The organism is Pseudomonas sp. JQ170C, assembly GCF_035581345.1.
Taxonomy (GTDB): Bacteria; Pseudomonadota; Gammaproteobacteria; order Pseudomonadales; family Pseudomonadaceae; genus Aquipseudomonas.
Window position 1 is genome coordinate 5,275,742 of sequence record NZ_CP141608.1, and the last position, 18,326, is coordinate 5,294,067.

An 18,326-nucleotide genomic window follows, 5' to 3' on the forward strand; every position below is an offset into this window, starting at 1 on the left:
AGCATGCTGCCAAACACCCCTCATAACACCGCCCTGCCGCCGTCCGGACGACGACGTCTGCCCTCAACCAAAACGATGATCATCGGCCTGTGCGTCGTTCTCGCCCTGGCCACCCTCACCGCATGGGCATCAACGAGAACTCAAATTGTGGACCTTGGCAGCGACAATCAAATGCGCAGCAGTGGTGTGTACAAAGAATGGTCAAAAGGCGCGGTGATCGTGCTGATCCGCCACGCCGAACGCTGTGACCGGTCAAGCAACCGCTGCCTGGGCGACCCGAGCGGGATCACCGTGGCGGGCAGTCAAAGCGCCACCGATGTCGGCCATGGCCTGCGCCACCTCGGCCTGGACAATGCCGAGGTGATGAGCAGCCCGCAGGTCAGGACCCGGCAGACCGCGCACTTTATCTTCGGCAAAGCCATCGGCAGTGAACACTGGGTGCAGCAATGCGACAGCGACTTCGCCAGGACGGCCCTTGCGCACAAGTCGGCAGCGCACAATCTGGTGCTGGTTACCCACAGCGGCTGCATCGACCACATGGAACGCCAGTTGAATGTGCCCGGCGGGGAGCGCTCCAGTGAATACGCCAGCGCCTTGTTCGTCTCGGTCGCGGCCAACGGCAAACCTAGAATCCTCGGCCAGATGAATGCCGGCGAATGGCAAAAGCTCCTGAACAGCACAAGGACGTAAGCATGCAGGTCGGTTCACGCAAAGCCAACTACCTGGTCAACCTGGGCATTCCGCTGCTGCTCGCCACGCTGGTTTTCCTGCTGTTCGACCTGACCTCGCTGGACCGGCTGATCAGCAACCTGGTGCTGGACCCAGCCACCGGCCAGTTCCCGCTGCTGCATGATCAATGGTTCGAGAAAGTCACGCACAAGTGGCCACGGATTCTGCCGAACTGGACCGGCGAGGCGGCAATCATCGGCTCGCTGCTGTCGTGCATCTGGCCGCTGTTGGCAAAACGTCCCGGGATCGCCCGCAGCCGCTTCCTGGAAGCCTCGCGTATCGCCCCGCTGCTGCGTTTTACCGCAGCCCATCGGCGCGACTTTCTCTTCGTGGTCGTGGCCTTTGCCTTGTGCACCACGGTGATCCACTACCTCAAGAGCCACACCAGCGTGTATTGCCCGGTAGAGACCACCCTGTACGGCGGCGCGCACGTGCGCACGGAGTGGTACGAGCAGTTTTCCTGGTTCAGCAAGGCCGGAGACGGTCGCTGCTGGCCGGGTGGGCATGCCTCCAGCGGCTTCACCTTGCTGGCCCTGTACTTCGTCGCCCGGCGTTACCGCTGGCACCACGCCCGCACCTTGCTGGTGACGATCCTGGTGCTGGGGTTCGTTTATGGCACCACCCGCGTCCTGCAAGGCTGGCATTACATGTCGCATACCTTCTGGGCGGGACTGTTCGTCTGGCTCACCACCTGGATAACGGCGTTGTTCTTCTATGGCCGTCAGGCACTACAGGCACCGGTTTCGCGCCGCATACGCACGCTACCCGCGACCGCCCTCAGCGCCATGCCAGCATCACTACGCCCAGAGTGACCAGGCTGATGCCTGCCCACTGACGCAGGTCGAGCCGTTCGCCGAGCAAGGTGACGCCGAGCACGGCGACCAGCACCACGCTGAGTTTATCCACAGGGGCGACTTGCGAAGCCTGGCCCAGTTGCAGGGCGCGGAAGTAGCAAATCCAGGAAGCCCCCGTGGCCAGCCCTGACAGCACCAGAAACAAGTAGCTGCGCGCAGAGATCGAGCTCAGCGACTGGTACTGGCCGGTGGCGTACAGAATCAGCGCCAGGCTGATGAGCACCACGACGGTCCGCAGCAAGGTGGCGAAATCCGAGTTGATGCCACTGATGCCCACCTTGGCAAAAATGGCCGTCAGTGCCGCAAACACGGCCGAAAGCACCGCCCAGAACGTCCAGGAAGCCAGCATCTTGAGTACGCCTGTGGAAAAGTCGTTGGTCTGCTTACAAAGTAGCGCAAGGGCATCGGCTGCTGGCAAGATCAGCGTCTGACCTGCTCAAGTACCCGCCATGCCCCTGCCGCTGATCTACCACGACGACTACAGCCCCGAGTTCCCTGCCGACCACCGCTTTCCGATGGACAAGTTCCGCTTGCTACGCGATCACCTGGTCGACAGCGGCCTGACCACCGACCAGGCGTTGCTGCGCCCGGACATCTGCCCCAACGACGTCCTCGCCCTGGCCCATGACCGCGACTATATCGAGCGCTACATGAACGGCGAGCTGTCCCGCGAAGACCAGCGCCGCCTCGGCCTGCCCTGGAGCGAAGCACTGGCGCGGCGTACCGTGCGGGCCGTCGGTGGCTCGTTGCTGGCGGCCGAACAGGCCCTGGAGCATGGCGTCGCCTGTCACCTGGCCGGTGGCACGCATCACGCCCACTACGACCACCCGGCCGGCTTTTGCATCTTCAACGACCTGGCAGTGATCAGCCACTACCTGCTCGAAGCCGGGCGCGTACACAAGGTGCTGATCTTCGACTGCGACGTCCACCAGGGCGACGGCACCGCCCGCATCCTTCACGACACCCCGGATGCCATTACCGTGTCGCTGCACTGCGAGCAGAATTTCCCGGCGCGCAAGGCCCAGAGCGATTGGGATATTCCTTTGCCGCGGGGGATGGGCGATCACGCCTACCTGAAAGTGGTCGAAGACGCCCTGAATTACCTGCTGCCGCTGTACCGCCCGGATCTTGTGCTCTACGACGCCGGCGTCGATGTGCACAAGGACGATGCCCTGGGCTACCTGCAACTGACCGATGCAGGCGTCGCCGCCCGCGACGAGCACGTGCTGCGCCAATGCCTGGGCCGGGATATCCCGGTGGTCGGCGTGATCGGTGGCGGTTACAGCAAGGACCGCCAGGCCCTTGCCCGACGCCACGGTATCCTTCACCACAGCGCCAGCCGGGTCCTGGGTTACTCACAATGACTGTGGAACCGCCTGTGGATAACCTGAGTGAAAGCCGCCCGAGCCCTTTAACCGCCTGGGTTTGAGAAGGCTGTACATTTTCTGATCAGTGTTTCCAAGCGGTGTGCTGGGGTAGAATGCCGGCTCTTTTTCCCAGCTTGCAGCCGACCATGACCGACACCCGCTCCGCCGACCGCCCACACGTTGCCATTATCGGAGGCGGGCCTGCCGGGCTGATGGCCGCCGAAGTGCTCAGCCAGGCTGGCGTTGCAGTGGATCTCTACGACGCCATGCCATCGGTGGGACGCAAGTTCCTGCTGGCCGGGGTCGGCGGCATGAACATTACCCATTCCGAACCCTACCCTGCCTTTGTCTCCCGCTATGCCGAGCGGGCCGAAGCCGTTGCTGAACTGCTCGAAGGCTTCGATGCCGATGTCTTGCGTCAGTGGATTCACGACCTGGGGATCGAAACCTTTGTCGGCAGCTCCGGCCGGGTGTTTCCGCGCGACATGAAAGCGGCGCCCCTGCTGCGCGCCTGGCTCAAGCGCCTGCGTGATGCCGGGGTAGTTATCCACACCCGCCACCGCTGGCTTGGCTGGAACGCCGAAGGTGCCTTGCGGATCGGTTATCCACAGGGCGAACTGACATTGAAACCCGCAGCCACGGTGCTGGCCCTGGGTGGCGGCAGTTGGGCGCGGCTGGGGTCCGATGCGGCGTGGTTGCCGTGGCTTGTGGATAAAGGCGTTCAAGTCGCGCCGCTACAGGCTGCCAACAGCGGATTCGAGGTGCAGGCCTGGAGTGATCTGCTGAAAAGCAAATTCGCCGGTGCACCGCTGAAGAACATCGCCCTGAGCCTGGCCGGGCAAACCCCGCGCCTGGGTGAATGCATCGTCACCGCCCAGGGGCTGGAAGGCAGCCTGGTGTATGCCTGGTCGGCGCAGATTCGCGAGGCGATCAATGTGGCCGGTAGTGCCACCGTGCTGCTTGACCTGCTGCCCAACCGCACGGTGGATAACATTCAGAAGGCTTTGGAAAAACCCCGTGGCTCACGCTCGATGGCCAAGCACCTGCACAGCCAGCTGGGCCTGGATGGCGTCAAAGCGGCGTTGCTGCGTGAGCTGACCGATGCCCCGACGTTTTCCGAGCCCGCCCTGCTGGCTCGTGCGATCAAGGCGTTACCGATCGTGCTGGTGCGCCCTCGCCCGCTGGATGAAGCCATCAGCACGGCCGGCGGCGTGGCTTTCGAGGCGATGGACAAGCGCTTGATGCTCACACCATTGCCGGGCGTGTTCTGCGCCGGTGAGATGCTCGATTGGGAAGCGCCGACCGGGGGGTACTTGCTGACGGCGTGTTTTGCCAGTGGGCGCAAGGCGGGGCTTGGCGTGCTGGACTGGATCGCATCGCGGGGCAAGCCCGCTCCTACAGGCGTGTAGAAGCGGGCTTGCCCGGCGATTCATCTCAAGGCTTGCGCTTGCGCGGCCCGGTGTTGAAGGTCGGCACCTTGCGCACCGGCTTGGCCGCAGGCGTTGCCGCCGGTGCATCGCCGCTGTCCATCCAGCGGCCCAGGCTGCGCTTGCTGCTTTCCTTGGGTTTTTTCGGCTTCTTCGGTTTCTTCAGCACCTGACCACTGGCATCGGTCATCGGTACCTTGTGATCGGGAATGAAATCCGGCTCTTCATGACGCGGCAAGGTCTTGCGCGTGAGGGTCTCGATGGCCGACAGCAACTGCACTTCATCGGCGCACACCAGCGAAATCGCTTCGCCCGTGTTACCGGCGCGACCCGTGCGGCCGATGCGGTGGATGTAGTCTTCGGCCACGATCGGCAAATCGAAGTTGACCACCAGGGGCAGGTCGTCGATATCCAGGCCTCGGGCTGCCACGTCCGTGGCCACCAGGATCTGGATCTCGCGCGCCTTGAAGCTGTCCAGCGCGCGCTGGCGCGTGGCCTGGGGCTTGTCACCATGAATGCCATCGGCGTTCACACCCTGACCACGCAGGCGCTCGACCAACTGATCGACGCCGTTACGCGTCTTGGCGAACACCAGCACCTGCTTCCAGCGTTGCTTGCGCAGCAAGTGGCTGAACAGCTCCGGCTTGCGCTTCTTGTCCACCGGCACGATCCACTGCTTGACGGTGCTGGCAGTGACGTTGCGCGGGCTGACTTCGATGCTCAGCGGATCGTTGAGGGTCTGCTCGGCCAATTGGCGAATTTCGTCGGAGAAGGTCGCCGAGAACAGCAAGGTCTGGCGGCGAGCCGGCAGTGCGGCATAAACGGCGCGCAGCTCTTCGGCAAAGCCCAGGTCGAGCATGCGGTCGGCTTCGTCAAGCACCAGGGCTTGGAGCTGGTTGAATTTGACGGCGTTCTGGCGGAACAGGTCGAGCAGGCGCCCCGGGGTGGCCACCAGCAAGTCGATGCCCTTGCGCAGTTTCATCATCTGCGGGTTGATGCTGACGCCGCCATAAACGGCATAGGTGCTCAGTGGCAGGTGCTCGGCGTAATCGCGAATGTTGCTGTGTACCTGCTCGGCCAGCTCGCGGGTCGGCACCAGCACCAGCGCACGCACCGAGTTGCTGGCGACCTTGGCGCCTTCCAGGGTCAGGCGCTGCAGCAGCGGCAAGGCGAAACCCGCGGTCTTGCCGGTGCCGGTCTGGGCGGCGGCCATCAGGTCACGGCCGGCCAATACGGCAGGAATGGCCTGGGCCTGGACCGGCGTCGGGGTGTTGTAGTCCAGGCGCTCGAGCGCGCGCAGCAAGGGTTCAATCAGGCCGAGTTTGGCGAATGTCATAGCGGTACCGTCAGGGGAATTCAGCAATGGCGGCAGTTTACCTTGTTCGGCCACCGCCTTCCTGACAAACCTCGATCACTTGCACAGCTCGCCTTGTGTCTGGGGTTGCGGCTTGGCTGCTTCGGTAGCCGGCTTGCGCCATTGCGGCAGGCCAATCAACACCACCGCCCCGATGATCACCGCCATCGCCACGCATTCTTCAAAGCCGATCTGCTCGCCGGCAAACACGATGCCGAGCATCACCGCCACCGCCGGGTTGACGTAGGCATAGCTGGTGGCCGCCGCCGGGCGCACGTGCTTGAGCAGGTACATGTAGGCGCTGAAGGCCAGGATCGAACCGAAGAACACCAGGTAAGCCAACGCGCCCCAACCGGCCGCTGTCGGCATCTGGGTCATGCGCTCGCCACTCAGGGCGCTGCCCAGCAACAGCACGGCGCCGCCCACGAGCATTTCCGCCGCACTGGCCATGGGGCCCTGGGGCAGCGGCAAGGTTTTGCTCCAGACCGACCCGAAGGCCCAGGACGCGGCGGCAAACAGGATCAATGCGGCGCCAGCCGGGCTGGCCTGCAAGTTGGAACCCAGGTTGAGCAGAGCGATACCGACCAGGCCGAGGCAGATCCCTGCCCATTCCAGACGCGTATTGCGATGGCCCCAGAACAGGCCGAACAGCAAGGTGAACAACGGTACGGTCGCCACCGCCAGGGCCGCGACACCCGAGGCCACGCCGGCATGCTCGGCCAGGGTCACACCGCCATTGCCACAGCTGAGCAACAGCACGCCGATGATGCCCGCGGCGCGCCATTGCGGCCAGGTGGGCGCCGGCACCCCGCGCCAGCGCAGAAAGCCATACAGCAAGGTACCGGCAATCAGGAAGCGCACGCCCGCCATCAGCAGCGGTGGCCAGGACTCGACGCCAATGCGGATGACCAGGTAGGTCGAACCCCACACCAGGTACAAGGCAAGGAAGGCGCCGATCAACACCAGCGGAAAGCGACGAGGGGCAGGCATGGGGGGCTCGAGTTTTAATTGTCGGGGGATTAGTTTAGAAAGGCACGACCGTAAACTTAAGTTACAAAACCTGTTTAAACGAGCAGTACACTTTTGAAAGCACGTTTGTTCAGGCCAAAAACCATCGATTCCAAACCTACTTCCGGAAGCTCATGGACAAGTACGATCGAATGCTGCTCAGCACCCTGCTGGAAAATGGCCGCGCCTCTTTTGCCGAGCTTGCTCGCAAGGTCAATCTGTCGGCGCCTGCCGTTGCTGAGCGGGTGGCCAAGCTTGAGGCCAGCGGGGTGATCACCGGCTACCAGGCCAAGGTCGACCTGGAGAAGATCGGCCTGCCGATCCAGTGCGTGATAGAGCTGCGCCTGGCCAGCCACGGTAACCAGCAGACTTACGAAGAACTCACCCAGATCCCGCAATTGACCGAGTGTCATCGGGTAACGGGGGATCCTTGCGTGATCATGCAGGCGGCCGTGGGCTCAATGCCGGAGCTGGAAGAGTTGATCAACCGGGTGGCCCAGTTCGGTTTCAGCAAGACCTCGATCATCCTCTCCAGCGCGGTGGAGCGGCGAGTGCCGCTGGGTCACCTGGAGCACAACGGCAAGAAGGCCTAGCGGTAGGCCTTCAGCGCTTCGCCAATCTTCGCCGCCGGGACTTTCTGCAGGCTGCAGAACAGCGTGTGGGAAGGCGAACCGATACCCTGCTCGCGCAGTTGCCCGGCCAGGTGCTGGGCCAGGTTGGCAGCCATTTCGGCATCGGCCATGGCCCGGTGGGCGGTGCCGGTGTCTGGCAGCCCGGCCCAGCGGGTCAGGGTGCCGAGCTTGTGATTGGGCGCTGCCGGCATCAGCCGACGGGCCAGCAGCATCGAGCAGGCAAAGCGCTGGCTGCGGCTGCGGCCGATCTGCGCCAGTTCGTAGTCCCAGAACTTCTGGTCGAACGAGGCATTGTGAGCCAGCATCGGCGTATCGCCCACGAACTCGGCCACCTCGTTCATCACCCGGGCTATGGGTGGCGCGCTGCGCAGCATGGCGGTGGTAATCCCGGTCAGGCTGGCGACGAAGCCCGGCACGGACAATCCTGCGTTCATCAGGCTCTGGTAGCGCTCGACGATGCGCCCGCGTTCGAGCATGACCACGGCCACTTCGGTCGCCCGGCAGCCTGCGCCCGGCGAGATGCCCGTGGTTTCAAAGTCGATGACAGCTATACGTTCCAAAAAAGCGACCTCTGTAGAACCTAGTGCTTGAGCAGCAAGGCGCCCTCGATGGGCACATAGCGGCTCGCGGCGCGAATCAATGAATTGGCGGTCAGCCCCGGCACGCCGTAGGCCACCGCCTGGATGCCGTGGCGACTGATGACACGTTCGAGCAACAGGTCAAAATCGCCATCGCCCGAAGCCAGGACCACTTCGTCGACCCGGGCAGCGGCATCGATCACATCCAGGGTGATCCCCACGTCCCAATCGCCCTTGGCCGAGCCGTCGCTACGCTGGATGTAGGGTTTGAGTTTGACCGTGAAGCCCAGGTTGCGCAGGATCTGCTGAAACTGCTGTTGCTTGCTGTCGCCACGGTCGATGGCATAGGCGACCGCTTCGACGATCTGCCCGTGCTGGCTGATATCGGCCCACAGCGCGGCATAGTTGAAATGACAGCCGTAGGCCTGGCGCACGGTGTAGTAGAGGTTCTGCACATCGGCGAATACCGCGATCTTCTTCACCGCTTATCCTCATGGCGCCACGGCGCTGTTGCCGGCCGCCGCACACCGGGGCCGTTTCGGCGCCCAGTATGCCAGCCTGGAAGCAGTGCGGGTAAGCAAGGTCACACGAAGCTGTCGTCACCGTCGAAGAATCCACCGTCATCGTTGCCGTAATCGGCGTCCATCAAGCCTCCCTGCTCATTGCCATAACTGTTGTCGGCGGTCAGGCGCTGATCGTCATTGCTGCCCCAGCCACCGCTATCGCTGGCAGGTGACGGTTCTTCCTTGATCACCTCGACCACCTCTTCAGGCTGCGCATTGTGGTTGAACAGGCTGCTGATGCCCTGGGCCAGCATGACGCCACCGGCCACCCCGGCGGCCGTCTGCAAGGCGCCGCCGAGAAAACTGCTGGCGCCGCTGCGCGCTGCGGGAGCGGGCGCTGCGTTGAAACCTTGCTGTGGTGTGAAACCGGGTTGATTGAACGAGCGCGATGGCTCGCGCCAGCCGCCGCCACTTGTCGCCGGTTGGGCCTGGGGCCGGGGTTGGGCCGGCTGCGGATCACGGGCGCTGCTGCCAAAGAGGCTGGAGAGAAAGCCGCCACCGCTGCTCGGCGCGGTGGCCGTCGACTGAGCCCTGGCTTGATTCAGTTCGGCCTGCAGTTGCTTGTTCTGCTCATCCAGGCGCTTGAGGGCGGCTTCCTGAACCAGGATCGCCTGGGCCATGTAGTACGGCGCTGCAGGCTGTTGCGCAAGGTGCTCGGCGATACGCGCCTGGGCCTGGGCATCGCGAGGCACGGCGGGGTCCTCGGCTTGCTTGAGTCGGCCGAACAGGCCATCGATCAGGGTTTGTTCTTCGCTGTTCATGGGCAACCTCATACACGCCGGAAAATTCGGCCTCATTGAAAATGGGGCGTCTGGAACGCGGATTCAACACAAGTCGGGATGAAACTTTCTTCAGCTTGGAGAGCGGCTGGGCTACAGTTACGCCCTGCTTTTTCTGCCATGCGATGTTGACCGATGAATCCGCTGAGCGTTTTGCGCGACTCCCTGTATTTTTTCCGCCGCCACCTGACCAGCATCGTGCAGCTGTGCCTGCCGCTGGTGGTGCTCGAAACCCTGTGTACCCAACTGCTCTACAGCCAATTGGGCGAAAAACCCTCGCCGGCCTACGGCATGTTGGTCAGCTTGCTGTTCTACCCGATCTACAGCGCCGCGCTGATCCTCTACCTCGACACCCGCAGCAACGGTGAAGCACCGCCCAAGCGCGACCTGTTCGCCAGGGCCCTGCAACTGTGGCCGACGCTGGCGTTGCTGATCATGATCAGTTCGCTGCTGATCATGGCCGGTGTCGCCCTGTTCGTGCTGCCGGGCATCTGGGTGATGATCAACCTGGTGTTCGCCGAATACCTGCTGGTACTGCGTGGCCTGCCGGTCATTGCCGCCATGCGCGAGAGCGCGCGCATGACCACAGGCAACTTCTGGCGCATCCTGATCTGCGTCCTCGCGGTTCTGGCGCCGCTGTGGCTGATCGACGGCCTGCTCATGATGGCGTTCCCCGAACCGCAGGGCGGCGTGCAGTTTGCCCTCGACTGCCTCAACAGCTTCCTGCAGTTGTTCAGCACGGTGGTGCTGTACCGCCTGTTCATGCTGATCGAGGCCAACGCGACGGCCTGATCCGCCGCCAGGCAGCGATCACTCGCTAAGAAAGCCTTCGGCCTCCCATCCCGATTGTCAGGTTTCTATGGTGCGTTTGTGCAGCCCGGCGCTGCTCACCATCGAACCTGACAATCAACGGAAAAGGAGTTTCCCCATGGGCGACGATCAAAAAACCACGCTGCAGACCGATGCGATCGAGTCGTTTCTCGGCAAGATCTACATGCTCGACAAGGGCCGCGAAATCCCCCTGCGCCTCAGCCAGACCCGCGACAAATTCACCTGGGGTTTCGCCCCGGAATACGACTGGCTCCAGGCCGGCGGAAACGAAGACTCCCCCGCATTCAATTTCGTCTTTCATTCACACGCCGAAAACCGCCTGCACTTCCACATCCTCGGTACCGGGCAGGATGCTGCCAAGCGGCTCGGCAGCAGCCGTAATGGCTACCTGGGCCTGTACGCGCATGCCGAGATCAAGGACTACTGGAAACTCGAGCCGCTGGACTGGCGCGAAAACGATCTGCTTTGTCACTGGCGCGACCACCGGGGACACCGTGTCAAAGCCATCCCCGACGCCCCGCACTACAAGACTGGCGCCTTCTACCACTTGAATGTCGAAAAAGGCGAAACCTGCGAGTTTCTGGTCAGACGTATCGGCTGACGCCATCGACTGGCACACGACCTCCAGGCCTGATCCCCTGGTGGCCGCAGTGCAACGTTCAGACCTTGCGCGGCTTCGCCCGTGCCGTTGCCTCAGCTACCAGCGGATCATCCGGCCAGTAGTGCTTTGGATACCGCCCCTTCAAATCCTTCTTCACTTCGGTGTAGGTACTGCGCCAGAAGTTGGCCAGATCCTGGGTGACCTGCACCGGACGACGCGCCGGAGACAACAGGTGCAGCAGCACCTGTTGACGGCCCTGGGCAATACGCGGGGTATCGGCCAGGCCGAACAGCTCCTGCAGGCGCACGGCCAGAATCGGTGGCGTCTCGCTGTAGTCCAGGCGAATGTTTGAACCCGATGGCACGCTCAGGTGCGTCGGCGCCCACTCGTCCAGGCGTTGAGGCAGAGGCCAGGGCAGCAGGTTACGCAGGATCGACGACACGTCGAGTTGAGCGAAGTGGCTCAGGCGCGTGACTTTGCCCAGGTACGGCTGCAGCCAGTCCGGCAGCGTCGCCAGCAAGGTGGCGTCACTCAGATCGGGCCAGTCCGTGCGGTTGCCTGCCTCAAGGTCCAGTTGGCGCAGCAAGGCCACCCGGGCCTGCCACTGCCGTAGTTCAGGGGTCCACGACAGCAACTCCAGCCCCTTGCGCCGCACCAGCTCCAGCAAGGCCCGGGCGCGGGCGTCTTCGTCCAGGCCAGTCAAGGGCTCCCGGCTGAGCACCAGTTCACCGACCTTGCGCTGGCGCTCGGCACGCAGCACATTCTCGCGCTCATCCCAATCCAGAATGTCGAGGCTACGCACTTGTTCGGCCAGGACACCGTCGAACAGTGCCGGGTCGAAGTCTGCGGCCAGATAAATACGCTCTTCACGCTGCCCCTGGCGGCTGCCCAGATCGGCAACCACCAACCAGGGATGCTTCATCAGCGCATCCGGCTCACCGAACTGCGCTGCCCGGCCATTGGCCAAGCGATACTCACCACCCCCGGCGCGCCGTTGCTGGGCGACCCGGTCCGGGTAGGCCAACGCGAGCAAGGCGCCCAGCCAGCGCGAATGCTCGGGGTCTGCGACCGCTGAGCCCGGTTTGCCACGCAGATAGCCGCGATACTGCCTGGCCAGTTGCCGGGCACGCTGCACGCCACCCTGCCCGCCCCTTGCCGCGCGGGCTTCACCGCTGAGCAGGGCCAGGCGACTGTGCAGGTCGGCACCGCCACCGCGCAGGATGTCGCGCTCACCGAGCAACGCGGCAACATCACAGGCCATGCTCGCCAGCCCCAGGTCCTGGCCACGCAACAACAGATGGGCGATACGCGGATGGGCCGGCAGTTCGGCCATGGCCTGGCCGTGGGCACTGAGGCTGTCCTGGCTCTCGGCCTTGAATGCACCCAGGCGCTGCAACAGATCCAGTGCCTGGGTATAGGCGGCTGCGGGCGGCTGGTCGAGCCAACGCAGCTGCTCCGGGGTCACGCCCCAGCGGGCCAGCTGCAAGGCCAGGCCGGCAAGGTCGGCCTGGAGAATTTCCGCACTGCCGAACGCGGCCAGTTGCTCGTGCTGGGCCTCGGACCACAAGCGGTAGCACACGCCCGGCTCCAGACGCCCCGCCCGCCCCGCCCGCTGGGTGGCGCTGGCCCGGGATATCCGCTGGGTATCCAGCCGGGTCATACCGCTGCCCGGATCGAAACGCGGCACCCGCGCCAGCCCCGCATCCACCACGACGCGAACGCCATTGATGGTCAGGCTGGTCTCGGCGATGTTGGTGGCCAGCACCACCTTGCGTTTACCCGGTGGCGCGGCATCGATGGCGGCGCGCTGGGCATTGAGGTCCAGCTCGCCATGCAAGGGGCACAACAGAATGTCGGGGCGCTCGCCGAGGGCATCCTGCAGTTGCTGATGCACCCGGCGGATTTCCGCCTGGCCCGGAAGAAACACCAGCAAGCTGCCGCTTTCGTCGGCAACGGCCTGCAAGACGGTATCGACTACCCGCGGCTCGATGAACTCGCCCGGCTGGAACGGCCGCCCCCAGCGCACATCCACCGGGTACATGCGCCCTTCGCTGCTGATCACCGGCGCCTCGGCCAGCAGGTTCGACAGGCGCTCGCCTTCGAGCGTCGCCGACATCAGCAGGATCTTCAGCGGTGGCTCGTCGCGCAGCAACTCACGGCCATTGAGACTCAGGGCCAGGGCCAGGTCGGCATCCAGGCTGCGCTCGTGAAACTCATCGAAGATCAGCAGGCCAACGCCTTCCAGTGCCGGGTCCGCCTGCAAGCGGCGGGTGAGAATGCCCTCGGTCACCACTTCGATACGGGTATTGGGGCCAACCTTGCTGTCCAGCCGTATCCGGTAACCGACGGTCTGCCCGACCTGCTCGCCCAGTTCACTGGCCAGCCGTTCAGCCGCCGCGCGGGCTGCGAGTCTGCGTGGCTCGAGCATGAGAATGGTCTGGCCGCCCAGCCACGGCTCATTGAGCAGCGCCAACGGCACGCGGGTTGTCTTGCCGGCGCCGGGTGGCGCTTCGAGCACGGCTTCGTGGCGCAGGCGCAAGGCATCACGCAAGGCTGGCAGTACGGCATCGATCGGTAATGAATTCATGGTGGTCCTCAAACAATGCGCCGAGTATAACGGCGAACCGAGCCTGCCTTATCATGGTCTTAGCTGTAGATACCGGCTCTTTGCCTGTATCTTTGAGGCCTTCATTCCGGAGATTTCCATGCGTATTCCCTCCCGCGTCATCGGCGGCGTTCTGGTCGCCACCCTGCTGACTCAACTGACGGCCTGCGGCACGATTTTCTTCCCTGACCGACGCGGCCAGATCGAAGGCAAGATCGACCCGGTGGTCGCGGCCCTCGATGCCATCGGTATCTTGTTCTATGTGCTTCCGGGCCTGATCGCCTTCGGCATCGACTTCGCCACCGGGGCCATCTACCTGCCGGGCGGCACCACCGCACACGTGGCCCCTGAAAAGCTCAACCAGGCCATTGGCGCCGACGGCAAGGTCGACAACAGCAAGCTGCAGGCTATCCTCGAAAGCGAACTGGGCCAGCGCCTGCCGCTGAACGACCCGCGCCTGATCCAGCACAAGGGCAGCGTCGAGCAACTGGCCATGTACGGCCTCACGCCCGCCGCCTGAGCACTGAAAGGAAGCCCCCGGCAGCATGACCCCTTCGGCTGAACATCAACGTCTGCTGCGCCTGGCCACCCGCGCGTCGCTGGCGGTGGCCAGTATCCTGATCCTCACCAAGGCCGTGGCCTGGTGGCTCAGCGGTTCGGTCAGCCTGCTGGCCGGCCTGACCGACTCGGCGCTCGACGGGGTCGCTTCGTTCCTCAATCTGTTGGCCGTGCACTATGCCTTGCGCCCGGCCGATGATGATCACCGCTATGGCCACGGCAAGGCCGAAGCCATGGCCGGGATGGCCCAGGCGTTGTTTATCGGGGTCAGTGCGGTGCTGATCGGCGTACAGGCCGTGGAGCGCCTGCAAAATCCCCAACCCTTGGGCGACACCGCCATCGGCATTGCCGTGATGCTGCTGTCACTCGGATTGACCGTGGCCTTGCTGATGCTTCAGGCCAGGGTGATCCGCATCACCGGCTCCACCGCCGTGCGCGCCGACTCGCTGCACTACCGCTCCGACCTGCTGCTCAACGGCAGCATTCTGATTGCCCTGGTGCTGGCGCGCCTGGGCTGGCCGCAACTGGATGCCTTCTTCGGCCTGGGTATTGCGATGTACATCCTCTGGAGTGCCGTGCAGATCGCCCGGGAGAGCACCGCGATCCTGATGGACAAGGAACTGCCCACCGACATCAGCGAGCAGATGCTGGCGCTGGCCTGCAGCGTGGCGGGTGTACGCGGCGCCCACGACTTGCGCACCCGGGTGTCGGGAAGCCATTGGTTCGTGCAACTGCACCTGGAGCTACCGGGCGATTTGCCGCTGACCCAGGCCCATGCCCTGTGCGACCAGGCGGCAGCGGCGATTCATCGCAAATACCCCAGGGCAGAAGTGCTGGTGCACGCCGACCCGGTACCGTAACGCCGGGCTACCAGACAAGTTACTACTGCCTTATGCCCCGCTCGGCCAGACACTTCGCCAGCGCACGCCGGTAATTAAGCTGTTGCTCGGCCCAGCGACCACACAGGTAGCGATCCCGCTCCTGGCGCCGATACCAGTCATTGCCACGGCGGGGAATATCCTCGTAGTAGCCAACGCGAGGCGGCTGGGTCTGGCGCACCTGGTCCGGGCGCGACTGCAGCGGCGAGCCTTCTTGCGCCCACACTTGCAGACTGAAATTTATCCACAGCGAAGCAACACCGGCGAGCTGCCAGATACGCGACTTCATGTTCTTCCTCTCGGGCCATTGAACGTGGGCGTGTGCAACGCTATCGGCCGCAATCGGAAAAATCGCAGGCATTAAAAAAGGGAGACCTGTCGGTCTCCCTTCGAGAATTTTGTCCGTGCTCGACGCTTGTGACGTCGGCTCACCTCACGCTGTCTTGTGGACAGTGTGTAGCCCGGGGGCCAAGCACAACCCTTTAGGTTGCTGGCCGCAGCTGCCCTGATAAGGCCAGCTGCACTGGACTGATGTCCGGGCAGTGATTCTGGGTGTAAGCATAAGGCTGCAGCTCCGGCAGCGGATTGCGAAGATTGCTCAATCAAATAGCACTTGCGCAATTTTTAGCTACGGATTGATAATTCGCCGCAATCGAAACAGAAAAGGCATGTCCCATGAGCAAACTGGACCGCTACGACCTGAGCATTCTTGCCGAATTGCAGCGTGACGCGCGCATCTCCAACCAGGAACTGGCCGAACGCATCGGCCTTTCGCCCTCGCCCTGCTCGCGTCGGGTCAAGCAACTGGAGGACGACGGCTACATTTCTCGCCAGGTTGCCCTGCTCGACCGCAAGAAGCTGGGCCTGAGCCTCACCGCCTACGTGCTGATCGGCATGGACCGGCACACCCCGGAGCGCTTCGAGGCCTTTGAAACGGCGATTCGCAATCTGCCCCAGGTGCTGGAATGCAGCCTGGTCACCGGGATGGACGCCGACTATCAGCTCAAGGTGGTAGTGCCCGATATGGACCACTATCAGAAGCTGCTGCTGGGCCACTTGACCCGAATCGAAGGGGTGACCAGCGTGCGTTCGAGCTTTGTGCTCAACCAGGTGCTGGCCAGCACCGAACTACCGCTCACGCACCTGCGTTAGTCAGACCGGCAAGCGGGGCGTATAATCGCGCGCCTCAACCTGCCGGAGAGTATCGATGGATCCTGCGTTGTTTGAAGAATGGATGATGACCATCCTGGTCACCATCCTGATTGGTTTCATGGGTTTTATCGTCTGGGACCTGGCGAAAAAGTCCAAAGCCGGCAAGTTCGGCACCTTTATCCTGTTTTTCGTGCTGGGCCTGGGCATCCTCGCCTTCATCATCAAAAGCGTGGTGATCGGCTATATCGAAAGCGCCTAGCGTTTCGCTGGCACTTCCCGCCACTGCCCCTGATCCAGCCCCTCCAGCGTCCAGTCGCCGATCCGCACCCGTACCAGGCGCAGGGTCGGCAGGCCGACGGCGGCGGTCATGCGCCGCACCTGACGGTTACGCCCTTCCTTGATCACCAGTTCCAGCCAGCTGGTCGGCACGCTCTTGCGAAAACGCACCGGCGGATTGCGCGGCCATAGCTGCGGCTCTTCAAGCTGGCGGGCCTGGGCGGGCAAGGTGGGGCCGTCATTGAGCTCGACACCGTCGCGCAGACGCTGCAGCTGCTCCTCGGTCGGCTCGCCCTCTACCTGTACCCAATAGGTTTTCGCCAGCTTGTGCTTGGGGTCGGCGATGCGCGCCTGCAACTGGCCGTCGTTGGTCAGCAACAATAGCCCTTCGCTGTCGCGGTCCAGGCGACCGGCCGGATAGACGCCAGGGATGTCGATATAGTCCTTGAGGGTCGCACGCCCTTCACCGTCACTGAACTGGGTCAGCACGTCAAAGGGCTTGTTGAACAGGATCAACCGCGGCTCGGCCGGCGGCGCCTTGGCTTGGCGACGCGGACCGGCGGGTTTGGCCGCGGGACGACGCGGCGTGGAACGTGGGGGTAACGGCATGGGGCCTCAGCGGAACGGCGGCTCATCGAAACTGCGCAGTTTACGCGAGTGCAGCGAATGGAGTTCGGTGCGCAGCAGGTCCAGTGCCGCGATACCGATCTTCAAGTGCTGGCTGACCGCCCGGTTGTAGAAGGCGTTGGCCGCTCCCGGCAGCTTGATTTCACTGTGCAGCGGCTTGTCCGATACGCAGAGCAAGGTGCCATACGGCACACGCAGGCGATAACCCTGGGCGGCAATGGTGCCGCTCTCCATGTCGACCGCCACGGCCCGCGACAAGTTGATCAACGGTCGCTCCTGGGCCCAGCGCAGCTCCCAGTTGCGGTCGTCGTAGGTCAGCACGGTGCCGGTGCGCAGGCGCTTTTTCAGCTCATCGCCACGTTCGCCGGTCACTTGGGCGGCGGCTTCCTGCAACGCCAGCTGCACCTCGGCCAGGGCCGGGATTGGAATGTGCGGCGGCACCACTCGATCCAGAATGCCGTCACGGCGCATGTAAGCGTGCGCCAGCACATAGTCACCGATGGTCTGCGACTGCCGCAGGCCGCCGCAGTGACCGATCATCAGCCAGCAATGCGGGCGCAGCACCGCCAGGTGGTCGGTGATGTTCTTGGCGTTGGAAGGCCCTACGCCAATGTTGACCAGCGTGATGCCATCGCCATCGGCAGCAATCAGGTGGTAGGCCGGCATCTGGTAACGGTGCCAGACCACGCCAGCCACCAGGGCCTGGGCTTCACCGTTGTCCATGGTCTTTTCAATGATCACGTTGCCCGGCAACACCATGCGCACAAAGCGCGGGTCATCGCGCAACTGCTCAAGGCCATGGCTGACGAACTGGTCGACATAGCGGTGGTAGTTGGTCAGCAAGATCCACGGCTGTACATGGCGCCAGTCGCTGCCGGTGTAATGCACCAGGCGGCGCAACGAGAAATCCACTCGCGCGGCGTCGAACAGCGCCAGCGGCAAGGGGTCGACGTTGGCCCAGTCGTACAGGCCATCGGCGATGCCGTCGGTGGCCGCCGACAGGTCAGTGCTGGGGAACACCCGCGCCAGCGCCGCTGCGGTGATGCCGGAACCTGCCAGCTCATCGCCCTGCTCGACCACATAGGGGTACGGAATGTTCTGCTCGCTCACACCCACTTCGACCGTCACGGTGAAGTCGCGCATCAGTGGCTTGAGCTGCTCCAACAGATAGTTACGGAAGGACGCCGGCTGGGTCACGGTGACACTGTAGGTACCCGGCAACTGCACCTTGGCGTAGGCCCGGGTGATGGCCGGTACTTCGCCGTGGTACTCGTACGTCAGGCGCAGTTCCGGGTAGCGGAACTGCGCACGTTCTTCGGCAGTGGGCTCGGTACGGTCCTTGAGGTAGCGCTTGAGCGCCAGGCTCAAGGCTGCGGTGGCTTGCTCGTGCAGGCTCGCCAGACGATCGACGGCCTGCTCGGCGGTTTCTACGACAACGAAGGCTTCATCAGTACGGCTCACAATGTACTTCCTGTCTGACATGCATGCCCCCATCTTGCCTACTTAT

At 63.6% G+C, this 18,326-nt stretch carries 20 protein-coding genes and 1 pseudogene; 11 read left to right on the forward strand and 10 right to left on the reverse strand.

The window, feature by feature from the left end:
* Positions 1-3 precede the first annotated feature (3 nt).
* Both U9R80_RS23995 and U9R80_RS24000 read left to right on the forward strand, forming a co-directional pair.
* Complete coding sequence (locus U9R80_RS23995; protein ID WP_301840024.1) at positions 4-690, forward strand: histidine phosphatase family protein; 687 nt, start codon at positions 4-6, stop codon at positions 688-690.
* Between the two features lie 2 nt (positions 691-692).
* A complete protein-coding gene (locus tag U9R80_RS24000) occupies positions 693-1,541 on the forward strand; it encodes a phosphatase PAP2 family protein (protein WP_301840023.1) in 849 nt (282 codons plus the stop codon).
* On the opposite strand, the gene U9R80_RS24005 is transcribed toward U9R80_RS24000, so the two are convergent.
* Positions 1,507-1,932, reverse strand: coding sequence for an EamA family transporter (locus tag U9R80_RS24005; RefSeq protein ID WP_301840022.1), 426 nt, complete (start codon positions 1,930-1,932; stop codon positions 1,507-1,509). The two genes, U9R80_RS24000 and U9R80_RS24005, sit on opposite strands and share 35 nt — an antisense overlap.
* 100 nt (positions 1,933-2,032) lie before the next feature.
* Here U9R80_RS24005 and U9R80_RS24010 point away from each other — a divergent pair, with 100 nt between their 5' ends.
* Together U9R80_RS24010 and U9R80_RS24015 are read left to right on the forward strand one after the other, a co-directional pair.
* Positions 2,033-2,947, forward strand: coding sequence for a histone deacetylase family protein (locus U9R80_RS24010; RefSeq protein WP_301840021.1), 915 nt, complete (start codon positions 2,033-2,035; stop codon positions 2,945-2,947).
* 149 nt (positions 2,948-3,096) lie between these two features.
* Positions 3,097-4,359 (forward strand): TIGR03862 family flavoprotein, encoded by a 1,263-nt coding sequence (locus tag U9R80_RS24015; RefSeq protein ID WP_301840019.1) that lies wholly within the window; start codon positions 3,097-3,099, stop codon positions 4,357-4,359.
* 25 nt (positions 4,360-4,384) lie between these two features.
* Here the strand turns inward: U9R80_RS24015 and U9R80_RS24020 are convergent, their stop codons facing one another.
* Both U9R80_RS24020 and yedA read right to left on the reverse strand, forming a co-directional pair.
* Entirely contained in the window at positions 4,385-5,713 is a 1,329-nt protein-coding gene (locus tag U9R80_RS24020; protein WP_301840018.1) for a DEAD/DEAH box helicase, read from the reverse strand.
* 75 nt (positions 5,714-5,788) lie between these two features.
* Positions 5,789-6,721: a drug/metabolite exporter YedA gene (yedA, locus tag U9R80_RS24025; RefSeq protein WP_301840015.1), complete on the reverse strand. Its 933-nt coding sequence runs from the start codon at positions 6,719-6,721 to the stop codon at positions 5,789-5,791.
* Between the two features lie 152 nt (positions 6,722-6,873).
* On the opposite strand from yedA, the gene U9R80_RS24030 reads away from it, so the two are divergent.
* Positions 6,874-7,332, forward strand: coding sequence for an Lrp/AsnC family transcriptional regulator (locus U9R80_RS24030; protein WP_301840013.1), 459 nt, complete (start codon positions 6,874-6,876; stop codon positions 7,330-7,332).
* On the opposite strand, the gene U9R80_RS24035 is transcribed toward U9R80_RS24030, so the two are convergent.
* The 3 genes from U9R80_RS24035 to U9R80_RS24045 all read right to left on the reverse strand — a co-directional run bounded on the left by U9R80_RS24035 (position 7,329) and on the right by U9R80_RS24045 (position 9,273).
* Positions 7,329-7,931, reverse strand: a complete 603-nt coding sequence (locus U9R80_RS24035) for a 3'-5' exonuclease (RefSeq protein ID WP_301840012.1) — start codon at positions 7,929-7,931, stop codon at positions 7,329-7,331. The two genes, U9R80_RS24030 and U9R80_RS24035, sit on opposite strands and share 4 nt — an antisense overlap.
* Positions 7,932-7,951: 20 nt before the next feature.
* Entirely contained in the window at positions 7,952-8,431 is a 480-nt protein-coding gene (locus U9R80_RS24040) for a LabA-like NYN domain-containing protein (RefSeq protein ID WP_301840011.1), read from the reverse strand.
* A 101-nt stretch (positions 8,432-8,532) separates the two neighbouring features.
* Positions 8,533-9,273 (reverse strand): DUF2076 domain-containing protein, encoded by a 741-nt coding sequence (locus U9R80_RS24045; protein WP_301840010.1) that lies wholly within the window; start codon positions 9,271-9,273, stop codon positions 8,533-8,535.
* 153 nt (positions 9,274-9,426) lie between these two features.
* On the opposite strand from U9R80_RS24045, the gene U9R80_RS24050 reads away from it, so the two are divergent.
* Both U9R80_RS24050 and U9R80_RS24055 read left to right on the forward strand, forming a co-directional pair.
* Positions 9,427-10,083, forward strand: a complete 657-nt coding sequence (locus tag U9R80_RS24050) for a YciC family protein (RefSeq protein WP_301840009.1) — start codon at positions 9,427-9,429, stop codon at positions 10,081-10,083.
* A gap of 136 nt (positions 10,084-10,219) precedes the next feature.
* Positions 10,220-10,723, forward strand: a complete 504-nt coding sequence (locus U9R80_RS24055; protein WP_301840007.1) for a hypothetical protein — start codon at positions 10,220-10,222, stop codon at positions 10,721-10,723.
* 58 nt (positions 10,724-10,781) lie between these two features.
* Here U9R80_RS24055 and hrpB read toward each other — a convergent pair whose 3' ends face one another.
* Entirely contained in the window at positions 10,782-13,310 is a 2,529-nt protein-coding gene (gene hrpB, locus U9R80_RS24060; RefSeq protein ID WP_301840006.1) for an ATP-dependent helicase HrpB, read from the reverse strand.
* A gap of 118 nt (positions 13,311-13,428) precedes the next feature.
* On the opposite strand from hrpB, the gene U9R80_RS24065 reads away from it, so the two are divergent.
* Complete coding sequence (locus U9R80_RS24065; RefSeq protein ID WP_301840005.1) at positions 13,429-13,848, forward strand: polyribonucleotide nucleotidyltransferase; 420 nt, start codon at positions 13,429-13,431, stop codon at positions 13,846-13,848.
* Positions 13,849-13,873: 25 nt separating this feature from the next.
* Positions 13,874-14,746, forward strand: coding sequence for a cation diffusion facilitator family transporter (locus tag U9R80_RS24070; RefSeq protein ID WP_301840004.1), 873 nt, complete (start codon positions 13,874-13,876; stop codon positions 14,744-14,746).
* A gap of 136 nt (positions 14,747-14,882) precedes the next feature.
* Here the strand turns inward: U9R80_RS24070 and U9R80_RS24075 are convergent.
* Positions 14,883-15,053 (reverse strand): annotated as a pseudogene (locus U9R80_RS24075) (DUF6515 family protein); the annotation flags it as partial.
* 386 nt (positions 15,054-15,439) lie between these two features.
* On the opposite strand from U9R80_RS24075, the gene U9R80_RS24080 reads away from it, so the two are divergent.
* Both U9R80_RS24080 and U9R80_RS24085 read left to right on the forward strand, forming a co-directional pair.
* On the forward strand, positions 15,440-15,916 hold the full coding sequence (locus U9R80_RS24080; protein WP_028944377.1) for an Lrp/AsnC family transcriptional regulator: 477 nt from the start codon (positions 15,440-15,442) through the stop codon (positions 15,914-15,916).
* A 55-nt stretch (positions 15,917-15,971) separates the two neighbouring features.
* Positions 15,972-16,175: a DUF2788 domain-containing protein gene (locus U9R80_RS24085; protein ID WP_301840002.1), complete on the forward strand. Its 204-nt coding sequence runs from the start codon at positions 15,972-15,974 to the stop codon at positions 16,173-16,175.
* On the opposite strand, the gene U9R80_RS24090 is transcribed toward U9R80_RS24085, so the two are convergent.
* Positions 16,172-16,801, reverse strand: coding sequence for a pseudouridine synthase (locus U9R80_RS24090; RefSeq protein WP_301840001.1), 630 nt, complete (start codon positions 16,799-16,801; stop codon positions 16,172-16,174). The two genes, U9R80_RS24085 and U9R80_RS24090, sit on opposite strands and share 4 nt — an antisense overlap.
* A 6-nt stretch (positions 16,802-16,807) precedes the next feature.
* Positions 16,808-18,313 carry an AMP nucleosidase gene (amn, locus tag U9R80_RS24095; protein WP_442964925.1) on the reverse strand — a complete coding sequence of 502 codons (1,506 nt, stop codon included), beginning with the start codon at positions 18,311-18,313 and terminating at the stop codon, positions 16,808-16,810.
* Positions 18,314-18,326: the final 13 nt, after the last annotated feature.

Coding starts and splice junctions, on each gene's coding strand:
- U9R80_RS23995 (WP_301840024.1), top strand. CDS start 4: ATGCTGCCAAACACCCCTCATAACACCGCCCTGCCGCCGTCCGGACGA.
- U9R80_RS24000 (WP_301840023.1), top strand. CDS start 693: ATGCAGGTCGGTTCACGCAAAGCCAACTACCTGGTCAACCTGGGCATT.
- U9R80_RS24005 (WP_301840022.1), bottom strand. CDS start 1,932: ATGCTGGCTTCCTGGACGTTCTGGGCGGTGCTTTCGGCCGTGTTTGCG.
- U9R80_RS24010 (WP_301840021.1), top strand. CDS start 2,033: ATGCCCCTGCCGCTGATCTACCACGACGACTACAGCCCCGAGTTCCCT.
- U9R80_RS24015 (WP_301840019.1), top strand. CDS start 3,097: ATGACCGACACCCGCTCCGCCGACCGCCCACACGTTGCCATTATCGGA.
- U9R80_RS24020 (WP_301840018.1), bottom strand. CDS start 5,713: ATGACATTCGCCAAACTCGGCCTGATTGAACCCTTGCTGCGCGCGCTC.
- yedA (WP_301840015.1), bottom strand. CDS start 6,721: ATGCCTGCCCCTCGTCGCTTTCCGCTGGTGTTGATCGGCGCCTTCCTT.
- U9R80_RS24030 (WP_301840013.1), top strand. CDS start 6,874: ATGGACAAGTACGATCGAATGCTGCTCAGCACCCTGCTGGAAAATGGC.
- U9R80_RS24045 (WP_301840010.1), bottom strand. CDS start 9,273: ATGAACAGCGAAGAACAAACCCTGATCGATGGCCTGTTCGGCCGACTC.
- U9R80_RS24050 (WP_301840009.1), top strand. CDS start 9,427: ATGAATCCGCTGAGCGTTTTGCGCGACTCCCTGTATTTTTTCCGCCGC.
- U9R80_RS24055 (WP_301840007.1), top strand. CDS start 10,220: ATGGGCGACGATCAAAAAACCACGCTGCAGACCGATGCGATCGAGTCG.
- hrpB (WP_301840006.1), bottom strand. CDS start 13,310: ATGAATTCATTACCGATCGATGCCGTACTGCCAGCCTTGCGTGATGCC.
- U9R80_RS24065 (WP_301840005.1), top strand. CDS start 13,429: ATGCGTATTCCCTCCCGCGTCATCGGCGGCGTTCTGGTCGCCACCCTG.
- U9R80_RS24070 (WP_301840004.1), top strand. CDS start 13,874: ATGACCCCTTCGGCTGAACATCAACGTCTGCTGCGCCTGGCCACCCGC.
- U9R80_RS24080 (WP_028944377.1), top strand. CDS start 15,440: ATGAGCAAACTGGACCGCTACGACCTGAGCATTCTTGCCGAATTGCAG.
- U9R80_RS24085 (WP_301840002.1), top strand. CDS start 15,972: ATGGATCCTGCGTTGTTTGAAGAATGGATGATGACCATCCTGGTCACC.
- U9R80_RS24090 (WP_301840001.1), bottom strand. CDS start 16,801: ATGCCGTTACCCCCACGTTCCACGCCGCGTCGTCCCGCGGCCAAACCC.
- amn (WP_442964925.1), bottom strand. CDS start 18,313: ATGGGGGCATGCATGTCAGACAGGAAGTACATTGTGAGCCGTACTGAT.